We start from the raw sequence: 17,287 nt of genomic DNA, 5'->3' as shown, positions 1-17,287 counted from the left end.
CAGCGCCGCGCGAACAGCACTTCTCGGCGACTCGCCCACCCGGGATGGGCGGGCACGCCGACCGCCCGTGCGCGACTCGCCAGAATGTGCGCTTCAGCGCCGCGCGAGCAGCACTTCTCGGCGACTCGGTCAGCGCGCGAGCGCCGGGGCGCGGGGTGCGGCACACTGGGCGGATGCCTCAGCCCACGCCGACCGAACTCCAGACCCGCCTCGCCGAGATCTTCTCGGCGCGCGACCGGGCGAACATGCAACCCACGATCGACGCATTCGTCGCGGTGCTCGCCGAACACCCCGACGAACCCGAGGTGCTCTACGAGGTCGGCGGCGCGTACGACACTGCCGGCGAGGAGCAGACCGCGGCCGGCTACTACGAGCGCGCGATGGCCGCAGGCCTCGACGGCGACGCGCTGCGCCGCTGCCTGCTGCAGTACGGCAGCACGCTGCGCAACCTCGGCCGGCTCGACGAGTCGCTCGCGGTGCTCGAGCGCGCCCGCGCCGAGTTCCCCGAATCCGACTCGCTGAAGGTCTGGCACGCCACGAGCCTGCACGAGGCCGGACGTCACGACGCCGCGTTCGCGATCATGCTCGAACTCCTCGCCGATCGCGTGCGCACCGACGAGCTGCTGCGCTACGAGGCGGCGCTGCGCGGCAACGCGGCGTTCCTCGCCGAGCGCGACCGCGGTCGCTGAGCCGGTCGGCATCTCCTCCGCAGCGCGGTCGGGCCTCGTACCTCCGGGTACGTCGCGAGACGCCGTCGACCCGTGCGGACCACTGGTTCGAGGCAGTCGGCCGCGACGTGCAGGCGCTCGTCAAGCACACCTTCGGGCTCGACCGGGAGCGACGTTCGGCAGCCGCGGTCACTCGTCGATGACGGTCTGCCAGACGGCCAGTTCATCGTCGACCCGGCACGCTTCGGGCGCCTCGCCGGCGTCGACGTAACCGCCCCCTCCCCTGACCGCGTCACCGACTCGCACGGTGCCGCGCCCCGGAACGTCCGCACTCCGACCGTCGGCCGCGAGCCGCGTGCCGAACGGGAACTGCAGGGGACGAACGGCCTCCCCGCCGTCGATCGCGAGACACCCTTCGGGCGTCAGCGTCAGTGTTCCTTCGACGATCGCCTCCATCACCGCGTCGGGCTCCGACGCGGTGAGCAGGGTCGTCCCGCCCTCGCGCTGCACCGATGTGGATGCAGCGCTCCCATGAGCCGCGCATCCCGCCATCAGCAGGGCGAGCACGACAACGGTGAACGGAGCCGTTCGCATGGGCGTCATCCTGACCGCTCGCCGTGCGCCGGTCAACCTGTCGGCCACCTCGCGGCACCGGCCGACACGGCACGACGCGGATCGGGACGGCGGCGCGGCTGCGGCCGGCCCCGGGTTCGGGACCGGCCGCAGCCGGAGAGTGGGCCCAGCGGCCCGCGTCAGAAGGACGCGGGGATGACCCCGGTGTCGGTCTGGTAGGCGGTCACGGGCGCGTGCGGGATCTCGTCCCAGCGTGCCGGGTCCTCCTGCTGCACCTCACCGGTCGCCATGCCGACGAGCAGCTCTCGCAGCGCGAGCACGTTCTGCTGGACCGACTTGCCGCGCGCCTTCTGGCCGAGGCTGCCGTCGCTCGTGTTGCCGCTCGTCTCGAAGAAGATCGCCGGGTTGCTGTGCCCCTCGGGGTTCAGCCCGTCGTGGTTCAGCCCGAGCATCATCGCCGAGACGACGCCGCCCTTGATGTCGATCTCGATGCCGCGGCCGACGTCGTAGCGATCGATGTTGATGAACCCGTACTTCGAGAGCTCGTCGTAGACGTGCACCTGCATCTGACGGGTGAGCACGTCGTACGCACCGCCTTGCACGCCGGGAAGCGTCGGCCCGCCGGGAGCGAGCGAGACGCCGAGCGACAGGGTGACTTCATCGCCGTCGCCGCGCTCGGTCTTGAGGCCCTGGTGGTGCACGTCGACGGCGAACGCCGGGTCGATCATCGTCCAGTACTCGTAGTACGCCTCGGACTCGACGGCCTCGAACTTGCCGACGGCCCAGTCGCGGTTGAGGTCGACCCGCTTCTCGGTGCCGTCCTGCAGCACCGTGTGGCGGATGTTGAGCTCGGAGCCGTCGGGGTTGTACATGGGGATGACGTGGAACGTGTAGGTCTCGCGCAGCAGCTCCCACTCGGGCGAGCCGTTGGTGCCGAGCTCCTTCAGCACGGCCAGCAGCGAATCGGTGCCGTACGGCTCGTTGCCGTGGATGCGGCCCTGCAGCCAGACGGCCTCGGGGCCGTCGCCCACGGTCGCGACGTAGAGGTCGCGGCCCGCCTCGGACGTGGTCACCGAGGTGCCGGCCTCGGCGAGGGTGAACGCGTCGAGCCCGTAGCGGGAGGTCGCCTCGAGCTTCTCGAGCTCGGTGACGAGGTCGTCGTAGTCGAGGATGGCGGCGGTGCTGGTGTTGCCGTTCGGCGACGGGAAGTTCGCGTCGGCGATGGCGGGCGACCCCGCGGCGAGCGGTGCGCCGAGCGCGAGCACCGCAGCCGCGGCGAGCGTGATCGAGCGGTGGTTGCGTGATTGGGACTTCGGGCCGTTGGTCATGTGCTTCTCCTCATCGAGATGGCATGGCGCGAATGCGACACGAATCCGAGGTTGGATCCGTCACGACCGTCCCCCCAGACGTATGGGCAGCCTACGGATCCGCGTTGGCACGTTTCAAGAGCCGGACGTCCAGATTGTTCAACGATCTTGACCCCGATCGTCCCGCGCCAGGCCGCGCCGACCCGAGCGCGACGGCGCACGTGCACGCCTCAGCGGTACTCGGGGTTCTCGTCGTACGGGTTGACCTCGAAGCCGTAGTGGTCTCCCGCGTTCCACTCGGCGCGGATGTTGCCGCCGACGGGGAACCCGCCCGCGTCCTTCAGCAGTCGCGCGAGATGCAACAGGTTGTACGTCATGAAGGTCGTGTTGCGGTTCGTGAAGTCGTTCTCGGGGCCGCCCGAGCCGGGGTCGAGGTAGCTCGGGCCGGGGCCGGCCTCACCGATCCAGCCGGCGTCGGCGCCCGGCGGGATCGTGTAGCCGACGTGCTGCAGGCTGTAGATGATGTTCTGCGCGCAGTGCTTGATGCCGTCCTCGTTGCCGGTGATCACCGCCCCGCCGACCTTGCCGTAGTACACGTACTGGCCGCGGTCGTTGAACAGGCCGCTCATCGCGTAGATGCGCTCGATGAACTTCTTCGTCATCGACGAGTTGTCGCCGAGCCAGATCGGCCCGCCCACGACGAGGATGTCGGCCGCGTCGACGAGCGGCCACACCTCGTCGGGCCAGGCGTCGGTCTCCCACCCGTGCTCGCGCATGTCGGGGTAGACGCCGGTCGCGACGTCCAGGTCGACGAATCGCAGGGTGTCGACGTGCACGTCATGCTCGCGCATGAGCGCGATGCTCGCGTCCATGAGCCCCTGGGTGTTGCTCACCTCGGGACTTCGCTTGAGCGTGCAGTTGACGAAGAGGGCTCGCAGGTCGCTGAAATCCGGCAGCTCGGCCATGGGCGCGATGCTACTCGGGTGCGGCAGGCGCCGACAGGGGTGGTGGATGCCTCGTGCCCGCGTCCTCTGACACTGATGCCCATTCGGCATCAGTGTCAGAGGAGGCGCGGGGCACCCGTCGGACCGACGGGTCGCCACTGGCGGCGTACGCCTCAGCGCGCGAGCAGCTCCTCCTGGGTCGGGCGCTCGTCGGCGGCGCTGCGGCGCGGCCAGTACGAGAGGGCGCGCTCGGCCATCGCGGTGATCGTGAGCGACGGGTTCACGCCAGGGTTCGCGGGCATCGCGGCGCCGTCGACGACGTGCAGACCCGGGTGGCCCCAGACCCGGTGGTACGGGTCGACGACCCCGCGCTCGGGCGATCCCGAGACGACCGCGCCGCCGAGGAAGTGCGCCGTGAGCGGGATGCCGAACACCTCGGGCCACGAGCCTCGCGCCTCGGTGCGCACGCCGCCGGCCGCCTGCATCCGTGCGGCGATCGCCTGGGCCGCGAGGTGGGCTCCGGGCAGGTGGCTCGGGTTGGGCTCGCCCTCGCCCTGGGCGCTCGTGAGCACCCGGCGGCCGAACCTGCGGCGCAGCGACAGCGTGAGCGAGTTGTCGGCCGTCTGCATGACGAGCGCGATGATGCCGCGCTCGCTCCAGCGCCGCAGTGACCCGAGCCTGAGTGCGGTGAGGGGATGCCGCAGCGCGCCGCCGATCAGCGCGCCGAGCCGCGCACCCAGCGGGCGGTCGCCCGGCACGAGCCCGGTCGCGAGCGCGCCCATGAGGTTCGACCCGGGGCCGTAGCGCACGTTCTCGACGTGGGTGCGCTCGTCGACGTGGAACGACGTCGTGATCGCGACGCCGCGGGCGAGCTCGAGCGCTCCCGGCACCGACACGGCGACCGCGCCGTCGAGCGCCTCGGAGTTCGTGCGCGTCAGCCGGCCGAGCGCATCCGACAGTGCCGGCAGCGCGCCCGAGTCCTTCATGCGGTGCAGCAGCTGCTGGGTGCCCCACGTGCCGGCGGCGAACACGACCTGCTCGGCGCTCACGGTGCGACGGCCGCGGCCGAACCACGCGCCGCTGCGCACGGTCGTCACGTCGAAGCCGCCGCCGTCGCGCGCGCGGACCTCGACGACGGTGCGCAGCGGCTCGATCTCGGCGCCGAGCCGCTCGGCGAGGGCGAGGTAGTTCTTCGCGAGCGTGTTCTTCGCGCCGACGCGGCAGCCGACCATGCAGTTGCCGCAGAGCGTGCAGCCCGTGCGGTCGGGGCCGTCGCCGCCGAAGAACGGGTCGGCCACCGTCTCCCCCGGTGCGCCGAAGAACACCCCGACGGGCGCGCGGCGGAACGTGCCGCCGACGCCGAGGTCGTTCGCCGCGCCCTCCATGATGCGCTCGACGGGGCCCGTGTGCGGGTACTCCTCGACGACGCCGAGCATGCGCTTCGCGGTCGCGTAGTGCGGCGCGAGCTCGTCGTGCCAGTCGGCCAGGGCCGCCCACTGGGGGTCGCTGAAGAAGGCCGGGCCGGGTTCGTAGAGCGTGTTCGCGTAGTTGAGCGAGCCGCCGCCGACGCCCGCGCCGGCGAGGATCATGACGTGCGGCAGCCGGTGGATGCGCTGCACGCCGAAGCAGCCGAGCGCCGGCGCCCAGAGGTAGCGGCGCACGTTCCACGAGGTCTTCGCGAAGTCGTCGTCGGCGAACCGCCGCCCGGCCTCGTAGACGTGCACCCGGTAGCCCTTCGCCGAGAGGCGGAGCGCCGCGACCGACCCGCCGAAGCCCGAGCCGACGATGACGACGTCGTGGTCGAACCCGGTCATGCGGAGGCCTCGGGGCCGGCGCCCTCGGGCGGCCCGGGCGCCTCGTCGGCGGCCCGGGCGGCGGCGTCGTCGCCGGGTCGGTCGGATGCGTCGCCCGCGGGCACGAGCACGGTGAGCGCGGCGGGCACCACGCGGAGGCTCGCCCGCCCCGTGCCGACCCGCTCGCCGTCGGCGTAGACGATGAGCCCCGGGGCGTCGACCTCGACCGTCGCGACGCGCGACACCGCCACCTCCGGTCGGTCGACGTGCGTGCCGCGCAGGAGCAGCGGGAAGAGGCGCACGAGCTTCGCCCGGCCGAGCGGCCCCACGTGCGTCACGTCGAGCAGGCCGTCGGCGGGGTCGGCATCGGGGCACACGGGCATGCCCCCGCCGTAGCTGCGCGTGCTGCCGACCGCGATGAGCGTGCCGGGCGCCGGTCGCGGCGCGGCGCCGTCGAGGCCGAGCTCGAACGCGGTCGGCTTGAGGCGCGCGAGCTCGATGAGCAGCGCGAGGTAGTACCGGGCGCGGCCGCGGGGCCAGCGAAGCCGGTTCGTGCGCTCGGCGACGTGCGCGTCGAAGCCGATCGCCGCGACGGTGAGGAACCGGCGGGTGCCGGCCGACGACTCGATCTCACCGACGTCGATCGCCCTCGGCCGGCCGTGCACCGCGAGCTCGGCCGCCGCGGCCGCGGCATCGGGTGCGTCGAACGGCAGCCCGAGTGCACGCGCGAGGTCGTTGCCGGTGCCGGCGGGCACGAGGGCGATCGGCACGCCCGAGCCGACGACGGCGTCGAGCACCGACGAGAGGGTGCCGTCGCCGCCGACGACGACGAGCGCCGCGGGCCGGCTCGCGACGGCTTCGTGCGCGAGCCGTCGGGTGTCGTCGACCGAGCGGCCGCGATGCACCCGCACCTCGGTCGCGAGCTGCTCGAGGCGTTCGACGGCTCGCGCCGCGGCCTCCGCCCCGCGCCCCCGGCCGGAGGTCGGGTTCACGAGCACCGAGATGTGCCCGGCCACGTCAGGCGTTCCCGCCGGTCGTGCGGGCGGCGGCGGATGCGGCATCCATCGCCGCGCGCTCGATGAGCGCACCCGGGTTCATGATTCCGGCGGGGTCGAGCTCGGCCTTGACCGCCCGCAGGATGCGCAGGCCGACCGGGCCGACCTCGTGCGCCAGCCACGGGGCGTGGTCGCGACCGACCCCGTGGTGGTGGCTGATGGTGCCCCCGCCGGCCATGATCGCGTCGTTGACCGCGGCCTTCACGGGCTGCCAGGCCGCGAGCTGGTCGCCCTTCACGCCCGCGAGGATCGTGAAGTACAGCGCGGCCCCCGTGGGGTAGACGTGCGAGACGTGGCAGAGCACGAGCGACTTCGCGCCGATCGCGGCGAAGCCGTCGGAGATGGCGGCGGTGACCTCGCGCTTCAGCCGTTCGAGGTTCGACCACGTCGTCGCCGTCTCGAGGGTCTCGCAGAAGACGCCGTGGTCGAGCAGCGCGTCGCGCAGGTACGGTGCGTTGAAGCGACCGTGCACCCACTCCTCGGCGGCGGTCGGGCCGGTCGACGTGCCGCCCGCCTCGCGGAGCACCTGCGCGGTGCGCGCCTGCCGCTCGCGCGCGAGCGCGGCGTCGCCCTCGAAGACGGTGACGGCGCTCGCGCCCTTCGCGAGCGCCTTGCCGATGCGCCCGACCTGCGCGAGCGAGACTCCGGTCTCGGCCTCGTCGGAGAGCCGGATGACGGTCGGCCCGGTGCCGAGCTGCGCGACCCGGCGCAGGGCGCCGGCCCCGGTGGCGAAGTCGGGGAAGCTCCATGCCTCGGCGAGCCGCACCGCGGGCACGGGGTGCACCCGCACCCGCACCTCGGTGATGACGCCGAACGCGCCCTCTGAGCCGAGGAAGAGCCGAAGCAGGTCGGGCCCGGCGGCCGACCCCGGCGCGCGGCCGAGGTCGAGCTCGCCCGTCGGCGTCGCGACGCGGAGTCCCGTCACCATCGCGTCGAACCGGCCGTTGCCGGCCGAGTTCTGGCCCGACGAGCGGGCGGCGGCGAACCCGCCGAGGGTCGCGTACCTGAAGCTCTGCGGGAAGTGGCCGAGCTCGAAGCCCCTCGCCCCCAGCAGTGCTTCGGCCTCGGGCCCGGTCGTGCCGGCGAGGAGCACCGCCTCACCGCTCGTCTCGTCGAGCGAGACGAGCCCCGTCAGCCGTCGCAGGTCGAGGGCGATCACCGCGCGGTGCGCGCCGCGCTCGGGATCGAGCCCGCCGACGACGCTCGTGCCCCCGCCGAACGGCACGACGGCGACGTCGCTCTCCGCCGCGAGCCGCAGCAGCTCGAGCACCTGCGCGTGGTCGGCGGGCGCGACGACCGCGTCGGGCGCGTCCTGGTGGCGTGCGCGGCGGCGCAGCAGGTCGGGGGTCGACCGGCCGCCCGAGTGCCGAATGCGCGCCTCGTCGTCGAGCGCGACGTACTCGTCGCCGACGACTCCGGCGAGCGCGGCACGATCGTCGTCGCCGAGCCGCGTCGGGGCGAGCTCGACGTCGTCGAGTGCGACGGCCGGCTCGGGTCTCTGCACGCGGCCGAGGATCATCGGCAGCAGGGCGCGCACCGCGAGCGGCAGCTCCTTCGCCTTCGCCGGGTCGCCCCAGCCGTTCCACCGCATCGGGGATGCCGCGTCACCGACTGCTGCGGGCGCCCTGTCGTCTCCATCGACCATGCGTTACAGTGTGACACATCATGGAAGATCGTCAAGTGCTCGAGCTCGACCGTCCCACGTGGGACGAGACCGAGACGCGCATGCTCGACGCCGCCGCCGAGCTGATCTCCGCACGCGGCGTCGGCGGGGTCACCGTCGCCGAGGTCGCGCGCAACGCCGGCGTGAGCCGGCCGACGGTCTACCGACGCTGGGCGAGCGCCGACGAGATCGTGCGCGCGACCCTCCTGCGGGCGACCGTGGGGCTCATCGAGCGGTTCCCCGAGCCCGCGACCTCGCGCGACGAGATCGTGCGCGACGTGCTGCGCTTCGCCGAGCTGTTCCGCGCCGACCCCCTGTACGGCCGCCTGCTCGAGCGCGAGCCCGAGGTCTTCACCCGCTACACGCTGCAGCGGATCGGCCAGAGCCAGCGCGTCATCCTGCAGTGGATCTCAGCCGCGATCGCCGAGGCCCAGCGCGACGGCAGCGTGCGCGAGGGCGCACCCGGCGACCTCGCCGTCATGCTGCTGCTCATCGCCCAGTCGGCGATCCTCTCGCACGACACCGTCTCCGCCCTCATCGACGAGCCGCATTGGAGCAACGAACTTTGGCACGCACTCGACGGACACCTGCGTCCCTGACCGCCTCCCCCGCAGCCGCGCCAACGCACTCCTCGGCGCTCGACGCCGCGCGGCGCGCGCGCGAGCTCGGAGAGCTCGCCGACCGCACGTCACCCATCGACCTGCTCGTGATCGGCGGCGGCGTCACCGGCGCCGGGGTCGCGCTCGACGCGGCGAGCCGGGGCCTGACGGTCGTGCTCGCCGAGGCGCACGACCTCGCGTTCGGCACGAGCCGCTGGAGCTCGAAGCTCGTGCACGGCGGCCTGCGCTACCTCGCGACGGGCGACGTCGCCGTCGCCCGCGAGAGCGCCGTCGAGCGCCACCTGCTCATGACGCGCGTCGCCCCGCACCTCGTGCGCAGCCTGCCGCAACTGCTGCCCTTCACCCCCTCGGTCTCGGCGAAGCAGCGCACGACGGGTCGCGTCGGGCTCGCACTCGGCGACGGCCTGCGCATGCTCGCGCGCACGCCCGCGAGCGTGCTCGCGCACCCCCGCCACGTCGGCCGTGACGAGGCGCTGCGGCTCGCACCGGCGCTGCGCCGCGAAGGCCTGCGAGGCGGCATGCTCTCGCACGACGGCCAGCTCATCGACGACGCCCGGCTCGTCGTCGCCCTCGCGCGTACGGCGGCGGCCTACGGCGCGACCGTGCTCACCCGGGTGCGGGCGACGGATGCCGCGGGCGACGGTGCGACGCTCGTCGACGCCGTGACGGGCGAGTCGCTGCGCGTGGCCGCCCGCGCGGTCGTGAACGCCGCGGGCGTGTGGGCGGGCGAGCTCGACCCCGGCATCCGCATGCGGCCGAGCCGCGGCACCCACCTCGTGCTCGACGCGGCCGTGCTCGGCCACCCGTCCGCCGCGCTCACGGTGCCGCACCCCGGGTCGGTCAGCCGCTTCGTCTTCGCCCTGCCGCAGCAGCTCGGCCGGGTCGTCGTCGGGCTCACCGACGAGGAGGCGCCCGGGCCGATCCCCGACGTGCCGCAGCCGCACGACGACGAGATCGACTTCTTGCTGACCACGCTCTCGTCGGCGCTCGAGCGCCCCGTCGGCCGGGGTGACGTGCTCGGCGCCTTCGCGGGCCTGCGCCCCCTCATCGACACGGGTGCCGGCGACGGCGGCACCGCCGACATCTCGCGCCGCCACCATGTCGCGGTCTCCGAGTCCGGCCTCGTGAACGTGCTCGGCGGCAAGCTCACGACCTACCGCGCAATGGCCCGCGACGCGGTCGACCTCGCCTGCCGGCACGCGGGCCTGCCCGATCCGGGCTGCCGCACCGCCGAGCTCGCACTCGTCGGCGCGCACGGCTCGGCGACGCCCCTCGCCGGAGCCGCCGCCGGCGCCGCGGCGACCACGCGGTCGACGGCCGTCGAGGCGGCTGGAGCGCCCGCCTCGCTCACGGCGCGCTTCGGCGCCGAGGCATCCACGGTGCTCGCCCTCGCCCGCTGCGACCGGCCCGGCGACCCCGTCGCCGACGGGATCGACGTCACCCGCGCCGAGATCGAATTCGCGGTGCGTGCCGAAGGAGCGCTCGACGTCGACGACGTGCTCGATCGGCGCACCCGCATCGGCCTCGTCGCCGCCGATCGCGAATTCGCGCACGACGCGGTCGCCGAGCTCGTCGCGGAGGCTGCGGCGCGGCTCGGCTGAGACGCCGGCGGGCCGGATGCCTCACCACGAGGCATCCGGCCCGCCGCCCTGTTCGACCCCGCCCGATCAGCCGAGCTCGAAGGCCTGCACCTCGGCGAGCTGCAGCCGGTAGTAGCCGAGCCGGCCCTCCTCGACCGTCGGCCGGCCGAGCTCGGTCACCGCGACCCGCACGTGTCGCGCCTGCACGGTGTCGAACCGGTAGGCCTGCGGCCGCGGTCCGGGATCGGCCTGGCCCGTGACCTGCTTCACGGTGGTCCAGGCCTGGCCGTCTTCGCTCACCTGCAGCGCGAACGACTTCGGGAAGTGCGCGCCGTCGGTGCCGTCGGCCGCGGGGTCGTCAGCGGTGGCGGTGCGGGGGTAGATCACCACGGTGTCGAGGGCCGTCGGCTCGCCGAGGTCGAACGCGACCCACTGGTCGACGCCCGTCTGCGAGCGGTCGGGGCCGTTCGAGGTGTAGCCCTTCGCCCCGCCCGCGATGCTCTCGCGCTTGCCGTCGGCGAGGTTCGCCGTGCTCCACCCGGGTGCCGCCTGCAGGGTGGTGCGCGCGGTCGCGACCGACCCCGCGAGCACGTTCTCGGCGGCGTCGAGGCCGGGCGTCGCGGGCAGCACCCACACATCGGCGATCGAGGGGTCGTAGCCGCCGTCGACGTCCTGGAAGCGCAGGCGCACCGTGCCGTCGGCGGTCGCATCGGAGGGCTCGACGACGAACTGGTACGTCATCGTGCCCGCGCCGCCGGCGGTACGTGCGTAGCGCTGCTCGAAGACCGTCGCCCCGTCGGCCGAGACGTCGTAGGTCTTCTGGCGCGCCCCGTCGAAGGTCTCGACCGCGCGCACCACGAACGGCTCGCCGGCCGGCACCGCGACGTCGAACTCGAACCAGCCGCCCGGGTACGACGTGTGGGTGTAGCGTCGCGTGAGCCCCGCCTCGCTCGACGTGCCCGAGTGCTCGGAGGCCGTGAGGCCGTGCGAGCGCTCGGACTGCGCGAGGCCGAGGTCGACGTGGTCGATCACGATCGCCGGTGCGTTCGACAGCGCGACGGCGAGCGTCGCCGCACGGCGCTCCTCCGCGGTCTCGCCGACCGACGCCGTGAGCGTGACGTCGCCGGCAGTGACGGTGTAGGGCACGGTGACCTCGACCGCCGAGGCGGCGGATGCCGCGGCGGGCAGGTCGAACGCGGCGGTCGCGTCGCTCCAGCCGTCGGGGCCTTCGACCCGGACGGTGCCCGTGCGGGGGTCGTCGCTCAGGTTCGCGACGTCGACCGTGAGCGCGACGGCGTCACCCGGGTGCGCCGAGGCGGGCTCGACCGTCACCTCCCGCACGACGACCGGCGCGGAGACCACGAGCTCGGCGTCGACGGGGATCTCGACGTCGGTGCCCTCGTACCGGTAGTCCAGCGATCCCGTGAGCGCGTAGCGGCCCGGTGCGGTGTCGGCCGGCACCGCCACGACGAAGTCGAACGCGGCGTTCGCACCCGGCGCGAGCTGCGACAGCGTACCGCCGCCCTTCGCCGTGACGGTGAAGCCGTCGTCGGAGTCGAGCTGGGCGGAGACCTGGCCGAGCTTCTTGCCGCCCGTGACCTCGACGGCGATGCTCGCCGTCGCCGCATCGCCCGGGAACACCCCGTCGGCGGGCACCGTCAGCGAGACCCCTGCGCCGGCGAGCGCGGCGCACGCCTGCGTCAGCTTCGCCGCCGCCGGGTCGAGGATGCCTCGGAGCCGGTCGGCCGTCTCGGCCGGCAGCGCCCCGTGCTCGACCTCGCGCTCGAGGTACGCCGAGATCGTCTGGATCGTGCTCAGCGTCTTGTGCGCCGCGGCCGCGGTGCGGAGGTCGCGGTCGCGACCCTGCTCATCGCCGACGTACGAGTCCCACGCCTTCCCGGCGCGCTCGGAGAACGTCGCCGCGAACTCGCCGAGGGTCTCAGCCTGCTCGTCGGAGAGCGAGCCGGCTTCGACGAGGGCCGAGACCTGCTCGCCGAACCCCGTCGCCGCGTCGCGCGTGTCGCCGAGGCGGCCGAGCGTCGCGTCCTGGTCGAACTCGTACTCGCCCGACCCGACGGTGAACACCGCGACGCCGTCCGCGTAGCGCGTGAACTCGACGCCGGGTGCCGATGCCGCAGGCACACCGCCCTCGGTGATCGCCCAGCGGCTCGACGTGGGGATGCGGACCTCGGCCGTCGTGTTGGCCGGCACGGTGACGTCGAGCCGCATCGTTCCCGAGGCATCCGTGCGCCAGTCGGAGACGACGGTGCCGTACGGCGTGTCGAGCGCGTAGTCGACCCGGTCGATGCCGTCACCGGCCTGCGGAGCGATGAGCACCTTGCGATAGCCGGGCTCGAGCGCCGAGACGCCGGCCATGGTGCGGTACATCCACTCGCCGACCGCGCCGTAGGCGTAGTGGTTGAACGAGTTCATCTCGACCGGTCCGAACGAGCCGTCGGGCATGATCGAGTTCCAGCGCTCCCAGATGGTGGTCGCGCCCTTGCCGATCTCGTAGCCCCACGACGGGTAGTCGGTGTTCTGCAGCAGCGTGTACGCGATGTCGGTGCGCCCGATCTTCGTGAGCGCCGGCAGCAGCCCGTCGACCCCGAGGAAGCCCGTCGAGAGGTGGTTGCCGCGGCGCGCGAGGGTCTCCTCGAACTGGGTGGCGACCGCGTCCTCGAGCCCGTCGGGGATGAGGTCGTTCATGATCGTCAGGATGTACGCGGTCTGCGAGTCGCCGCGCACCGTGCCGTCGGCCGAGACGAACGCCGCGACGTAGGCCGCCTTGATCGCCTCGTAGCGCTCGGTGTACTCGGCGGCGACGTCGTCGTGGCCGAGCGCCTTCGCCATCTCGGCGAACTCGCGAGTGCCCTTGGCGAGGAACGCGGTGTCGATGACCGTCGCCGGGGTGTCGTCGTCGAGGTTGAGCCAGTCGTTGTAGCCGCCGACGTTGCGGATGTGGCCGACCGCGCTCGCGTCGAGGTAGTCGACGTACCGCTTCATCGAGTCGTAGCTGTCGGCGAGCACCTGGGTGTCGCCGTACGCCTTCCAGATCGAGTACGGCACGTGCACGCCCGCGTCCGCCCAGCCGGCCCGGCCGTAGCCGCCGTCGAAGCGACCTGGGATGATCGGCGCGACGCCCGGGAAGGAGCCCTCGGCGTTCTGCGTGTCGCGCAGGTCCTGCAGCCACTTCGTGAGGAACAGCTGCGAGTCCATGTTGTAGTTCGCGGTGTTCGCGAACACGTTGATGTCGCCCGTCCACCCCATGCGCTCGTCGCGTGCGGGCGTGTCGGTCGGGATCGAGAGGAAATTGCCGCGCTGGCCCCAGAGGATGTTGCTCTGCAGCTGGTTCACGAGCGGCGACGACGTCTCGAGCGAAGCGGTCGGCGTGTTGTCGCTGCCGACGACGACACCCGTGATGCCGCTCGCGGGCGGCGCCTCGTCGACGCCGGTGACCTCGACGTAGCGGAAGCCGTGGAACGTGAACTTCGGCTCCCATGTCGCCGTGCCGTCCTCGGCGAAGGTGTAGTAGTCGGTCGCCTTCGCACTGCGGAAGTTCGCGGTGTAGAGGCTGCCGTCGGGGTTCAGCACCTCGGCGACGCGGATGCGGACGGTCTGCCCGGCCTCACCGGTGAGCTTCACGCGCACGTGCCCGACCATGTTCTGCTCGAGGTCGTAGACGTGCACCCCCTCGGCCGGGCTCGGCAGCGCCTTGGCGTCGAGCTCCTCGACGACGCGCACGGGCGGCGCCGTCTGCGGCTCGAGCTTCGCCGTCGCCGACGGGCGCACGACCGCGTCCGACCAGTCGCCGTCGTCGTAGCCCGGCTCGGCCCAGTCGCCGACCTCGGCCGCCCGGCGAGCGTCGTACGCCTCGCCGTCGAGCAGGTCGGCCGACGTCGTCGGGCCGTTCGTCGTGCGCCAGTCGTCGCCGGTCGCGACCACGTCTTCGGAGCCGTCGGTGTAGCGGATGCGCAGCTGCGCGATGAGCGACGTGTCGCTGCCGTAGATCGAGTCGCCGAACATGGCGACCCGTCCGGCGTACCAGCCGTTCGCGATCTCGGCGCCGAAGGCGTTGTCGCCGTCGGCCACGAGGTCGGTCACGTCGTAGCTCTGGTACTGGATGCGCGTGTTGTAGTCGGTCCAGCCGGGGGCGAGCTCCTGGTCGCCGACGGGCTCGCCGTTGAGCTGCAGCTCGTAGAGGCCGCGGGCGGCGGCGTAGACGCGAGCCGACGCGACCTCCTTGTCCACTTCGAACTCGGTGCGCAGCAGCGGCACGTCGGCGCCGTACGCGTACCAGGCGTCGGTGTCACCCGAGACGACGAGGTCGCCGCCCTTCAGCGTGCCGGCCGTGAAGGTGCGGTCGTTCGCCGGGAAATCGGTGTCGAGCAGCACGTCGCCCGACTTCGAGGTGACCCTCACGGCCGAGACGGTGCCCGTCTCGGCGCCGCTCGTGCGGAAGCCGACGAGGCCGGCGGCGGTGTGGGTCGAGACCGTGCGGGTGTCGAGCACGGCCCCGTCGACCTTCGTCGTGATCGTCGTGCCGTCGACGGTGATCGAGTACTCGTGCTTCGCCGCGAAGTCGAAGCCCGCCGGGAACGGCGTCGCTGAGAGCACCGTGTAGCCGCCGTTCGACTTCACGTGCGGCCGCAGCGACTTCGAGCTCTCGCTGAGCTGCCACATGTAGGCGTTCGACCCGTCGCGGCCGCGGACGTACACGCCGAGCGCGCCCGAGATCTTCGAGGCGGTGAAGGTCATCGTCGAGTTCGTCCACGCGGCCGGGATCGAGGTGTCGGCGCCGATCCAGTCGGCGCCCGTCCATTCGTCGAGCGACGCGAGCGCCGTCTCGAACGAGGCGGGCTTGCTCCAGTCGGTCGCACGCCCGTCGCCGTCCCAGACGCGGACCTGCCAGGCGTAGCGGGTGGCGCCCTCGAGGTCGGGCCCGCCATAGGGCACCTCGACGGAGGCGCCCGATTCGACGCGGCCGCTGTCCCACACGTCGGGCGACTCGAGCGCGTCGGCACGGCTGGCGACGCGCACCTGGTAGGCCGACTGGGTCACGCCGCGACCGGCCGAGGCGAGCTGCCAGCTCAGCTTCGGGGCGGCGAGCGGGATGCCCAGTGGTGATTTCGCCGAGTTCGTCTCGAGCCCGCCGACGGTCACGGCCGGAGCCTGCGACGAGGCCGCGAACGCGGCCGTCGGTGCTGCCGAGATGACTGACGCGAATACCGTGCCGGCGACGAGCACGCCCGTCGCTGCATTGCGGAGTTTGGATCGCACGCGTTTCTCCTCATTGATGAAACGTTTCAATCGATTGCTGACAGTCGGAGCCTATCCACCGCTTCGACGCGCGGTCAACCCTTCGGCGCGGAGACGTCGCATCCGACGGGCACCCATAGCGTGCCGGACGCCTCGCCCCGAACCGTCGTCGACGGCGACGTCCGCACCCTCGGCGTCGCCGTTCGCGACGGCTCGAGAACGCAGGTACGAACGACGACGAACGGATGCCTCGGGGCCGACCCCGAGGCATCCGTCATCGTGCCGTGATCAGCGGTTCTTACGCGGCCGCGCCGTCCTCGCCGGCCACGGCGTAGGCGGCGCGCAGCACGGCGCCGAGCTCGGCGTCGACGTGCGTCCAGTACTGGAAGAACCGCTCGCGGATCTCGTCGACCGTGATCGACTGCGCCTGGCCGAGCAGGGTTGCCTGCAGGCGCTGCTTCGCCTCGGCCGAGTACACATCGCGGTACAGCGTGCCGGCCTGGCCGAAGTCGCTGTCGTCGACGCGCAGCGTGTACGCCGTGCGCACGAGCTCGCCGTCGCCCTCCCACGAGCCCTCGCCCGCGGCTTCGGCAGAAGCGGTCGGCCCGCCGAACGAGTTCGGCGCGTAGACCGGCACGTTCGGTGCGTTGTAGTGATGGCGCTGCGCGCCGTCCTGCGAGTAGTTCGCGACCGGGGCCGCGTGCGGCGCGTTGACCGGCAGCTGGTTGTAGTTCGTGCCGACCCGGTAGCGCTGCGCGTCGGGGTAGCTGAACACGCGCGCCATGAGCATCTTGTCGGGGCTGACGCCGATGCCCGGCACCGTGTTCGCCGGCGAGAACGCCGCCTGCTCGATCTCGGCGAAGAAGTTCTGCGGGTTGCGGTCGAGGGTGAGCACGCCGACCTCGATGAGCGGGTAGTCGGCGTGCGGCCACACCTTCGTGAGGTCGAAGGGGTTGAAGCGGTAGGTCTTCGCCTCCTCGTAGGGCATGACCTGCACGAACACGTCCCACTGCGGGAAGTCGCCGCGCTCGATCGCGTCGAAGAGGTCGCGGCGGTAGTAGTCGGCGTCGGCGCCGGCGATGGCCTCGGCGGTCTGCGCGTCGAGGTGCAGGTCGCCCTGCCGCGACCGGAAGTGGTACTTCACCCAGAACCGCTCGCCCTCGGCGTTGATCCACTGGTAGGTGTGCGAGCCGTAGCCCTGCATCTCGCGCCACGACTTCGGCAGGCCGCGGTCGCCCATGAGGTAGGTCACCTGGTGCGCCGACTCGGGCGAGAGGGTCCAGAAGTCCCACTGCATGTCGGCGTCGCGCAGGCCCGAACCCGGCAGGCGCTTCTGCGAGTGGATGAAGTCGGGGAACTTGATGCCGTCGCGGATGAAGAACACCGGGGTGTTGTTGCCGACGAGGTCGTAGTTGCCCTCGGGCGTGTAGAACTTCAGCGAGAAGCCGCGCACGTCGCGCCACGTGTCGGGCGAGCCCTGCTCGCCGGCGACCGACGAGAAGCGCAGCAGCGTCTCGACCTCGGCGCCCGGCTGGAACAGCGCGGCACGGGTGTACTTCGACACGTCGGCCGTGACCTGGAAGCGGCCGAACGCGCCGCCGCCCTTCGCGTGCACGATGCGCTCGGGGATGCGCTCTCGGTTGAACTGCGCGAGCTTCTCGACGAGGTAGCGGTCGTGCAGCACGGTCGCGCCGTCGGCGCCGACGGTCAGCGAGTGCGCGTCGCTCGCGACGGGCGTGCCGGTCTGGGTGGTGGTGGTCGGATTCGTCATGCGTTCGTCCTTCTGGTCGGTTGGCGGGCGGGTGACGATGCCGCGACTGGGCGCGGC

General features: G+C 72.6%; 11 protein-coding genes. 3 read left to right on the top strand and 8 right to left on the bottom strand.

The features are described 5' to 3' along the window. Positions 1-173 precede the first annotated feature (173 nt). A complete protein-coding gene (locus AC3RJ6_RS07890; protein WP_491426438.1) occupies positions 174-689 on the top strand; it encodes a tetratricopeptide repeat protein in 516 nt (171 codons plus the stop codon). A gap of 168 nt (positions 690-857) precedes the next feature. On the opposite strand, the gene AC3RJ6_RS07885 is transcribed toward AC3RJ6_RS07890, so the two are convergent. From AC3RJ6_RS07885 to AC3RJ6_RS07860, 6 genes are all read right to left on the bottom strand, one after another. Then, positions 858-1,262 (bottom strand): hypothetical protein, encoded by a 405-nt coding sequence (locus AC3RJ6_RS07885; RefSeq protein WP_491426437.1) that lies wholly within the window; start codon positions 1,260-1,262, stop codon positions 858-860. Between the two features lie 158 nt (positions 1,263-1,420). Beyond that, a complete protein-coding gene (locus AC3RJ6_RS07880) occupies positions 1,421-2,569 on the bottom strand; it encodes a M14 family zinc carboxypeptidase (protein ID WP_491426436.1) in 1,149 nt (382 codons plus the stop codon). A gap of 209 nt (positions 2,570-2,778) precedes the next feature. Then, positions 2,779-3,513 carry a flavodoxin family protein gene (locus AC3RJ6_RS07875; protein ID WP_491426435.1) on the bottom strand — a complete coding sequence of 245 codons (735 nt, stop codon included), beginning with the start codon at positions 3,511-3,513 and terminating at the stop codon, positions 2,779-2,781. A 152-nt stretch (positions 3,514-3,665) separates the two neighbouring features. Continuing rightward, entirely contained in the window at positions 3,666-5,306 is a 1,641-nt protein-coding gene (locus AC3RJ6_RS07870) for a GMC oxidoreductase (RefSeq protein WP_491426434.1), read from the bottom strand. Continuing rightward, positions 5,303-6,301, bottom strand: a complete 999-nt coding sequence (locus AC3RJ6_RS07865; protein ID WP_491426433.1) for a diacylglycerol kinase — start codon at positions 6,299-6,301, stop codon at positions 5,303-5,305. Before AC3RJ6_RS07865 ends, AC3RJ6_RS07870 begins: the two co-directional genes overlap by 4 nt. A 1-nt stretch (position 6,302) precedes the next feature. Then, complete coding sequence (locus AC3RJ6_RS07860; RefSeq protein ID WP_491426432.1) at positions 6,303-7,985, bottom strand: FAD-binding oxidoreductase; 1,683 nt, start codon at positions 7,983-7,985, stop codon at positions 6,303-6,305. A 20-nt stretch (positions 7,986-8,005) separates the two neighbouring features. On the opposite strand from AC3RJ6_RS07860, the gene AC3RJ6_RS07855 reads away from it, so the two are divergent. Together AC3RJ6_RS07855 and AC3RJ6_RS07850 are read left to right on the top strand one after the other, a co-directional pair. After that, on the top strand, positions 8,006-8,602 hold the full coding sequence (locus tag AC3RJ6_RS07855; RefSeq protein WP_491426431.1) for a TetR/AcrR family transcriptional regulator: 597 nt from the start codon (positions 8,006-8,008) through the stop codon (positions 8,600-8,602). Next, positions 8,569-10,224 carry a glycerol-3-phosphate dehydrogenase/oxidase gene (locus tag AC3RJ6_RS07850; RefSeq protein ID WP_491426430.1) on the top strand — a complete coding sequence of 552 codons (1,656 nt, stop codon included), beginning with the start codon at positions 8,569-8,571 and terminating at the stop codon, positions 10,222-10,224. Before AC3RJ6_RS07855 ends, AC3RJ6_RS07850 begins: the two co-directional genes overlap by 34 nt. A gap of 66 nt (positions 10,225-10,290) precedes the next feature. Here AC3RJ6_RS07850 and AC3RJ6_RS07845 read toward each other — a convergent pair whose 3' ends face one another. Together AC3RJ6_RS07845 and AC3RJ6_RS07840 are read right to left on the bottom strand one after the other, a co-directional pair. Further along, the gene (locus tag AC3RJ6_RS07845) at positions 10,291-15,480 is read right to left on the bottom strand and encodes a family 78 glycoside hydrolase catalytic domain (RefSeq protein ID WP_491426429.1); all 5,190 of its coding nucleotides are present in this window, start codon (positions 15,478-15,480) and stop codon (positions 10,291-10,293) included. A gap of 277 nt (positions 15,481-15,757) precedes the next feature. Next, positions 15,758-17,230 carry a catalase gene (locus AC3RJ6_RS07840; protein ID WP_491426428.1) on the bottom strand — a complete coding sequence of 491 codons (1,473 nt, stop codon included), beginning with the start codon at positions 17,228-17,230 and terminating at the stop codon, positions 15,758-15,760. Positions 17,231-17,287: the final 57 nt, after the last annotated feature.

It is taken from the genome of Agromyces cucurbitae, assembly GCF_058349945.1.
The sequence above is the reverse complement of the archived record's forward strand: the minus strand, read 5'-3'. Positions and strand labels throughout refer to the sequence as shown.

Excerpts from the sequence above, each read along its gene's own strand:
- AC3RJ6_RS07860 (WP_491426432.1), bottom strand. The coding sequence starts at position 7,985 with ATGGTCGATGGAGACGACAGGGCGCCCGCAGCAGTCGGTGACGCGGCA.
- AC3RJ6_RS07855 (WP_491426431.1), top strand. The coding sequence starts at position 8,006 with ATGGAAGATCGTCAAGTGCTCGAGCTCGACCGTCCCACGTGGGACGAG.
- AC3RJ6_RS07885 (WP_491426437.1), bottom strand. The coding sequence starts at position 1,262 with ATGCGAACGGCTCCGTTCACCGTTGTCGTGCTCGCCCTGCTGATGGCG.
- AC3RJ6_RS07840 (WP_491426428.1), bottom strand. The coding sequence starts at position 17,230 with ATGACGAATCCGACCACCACCACCCAGACCGGCACGCCCGTCGCGAGC.
- AC3RJ6_RS07880 (WP_491426436.1), bottom strand. The coding sequence starts at position 2,569 with ATGACCAACGGCCCGAAGTCCCAATCACGCAACCACCGCTCGATCACG.
- AC3RJ6_RS07890 (WP_491426438.1), top strand. The coding sequence starts at position 174 with ATGCCTCAGCCCACGCCGACCGAACTCCAGACCCGCCTCGCCGAGATC.
- AC3RJ6_RS07875 (WP_491426435.1), bottom strand. The coding sequence starts at position 3,513 with ATGGCCGAGCTGCCGGATTTCAGCGACCTGCGAGCCCTCTTCGTCAAC.
- AC3RJ6_RS07870 (WP_491426434.1), bottom strand. The coding sequence starts at position 5,306 with ATGACCGGGTTCGACCACGACGTCGTCATCGTCGGCTCGGGCTTCGGC.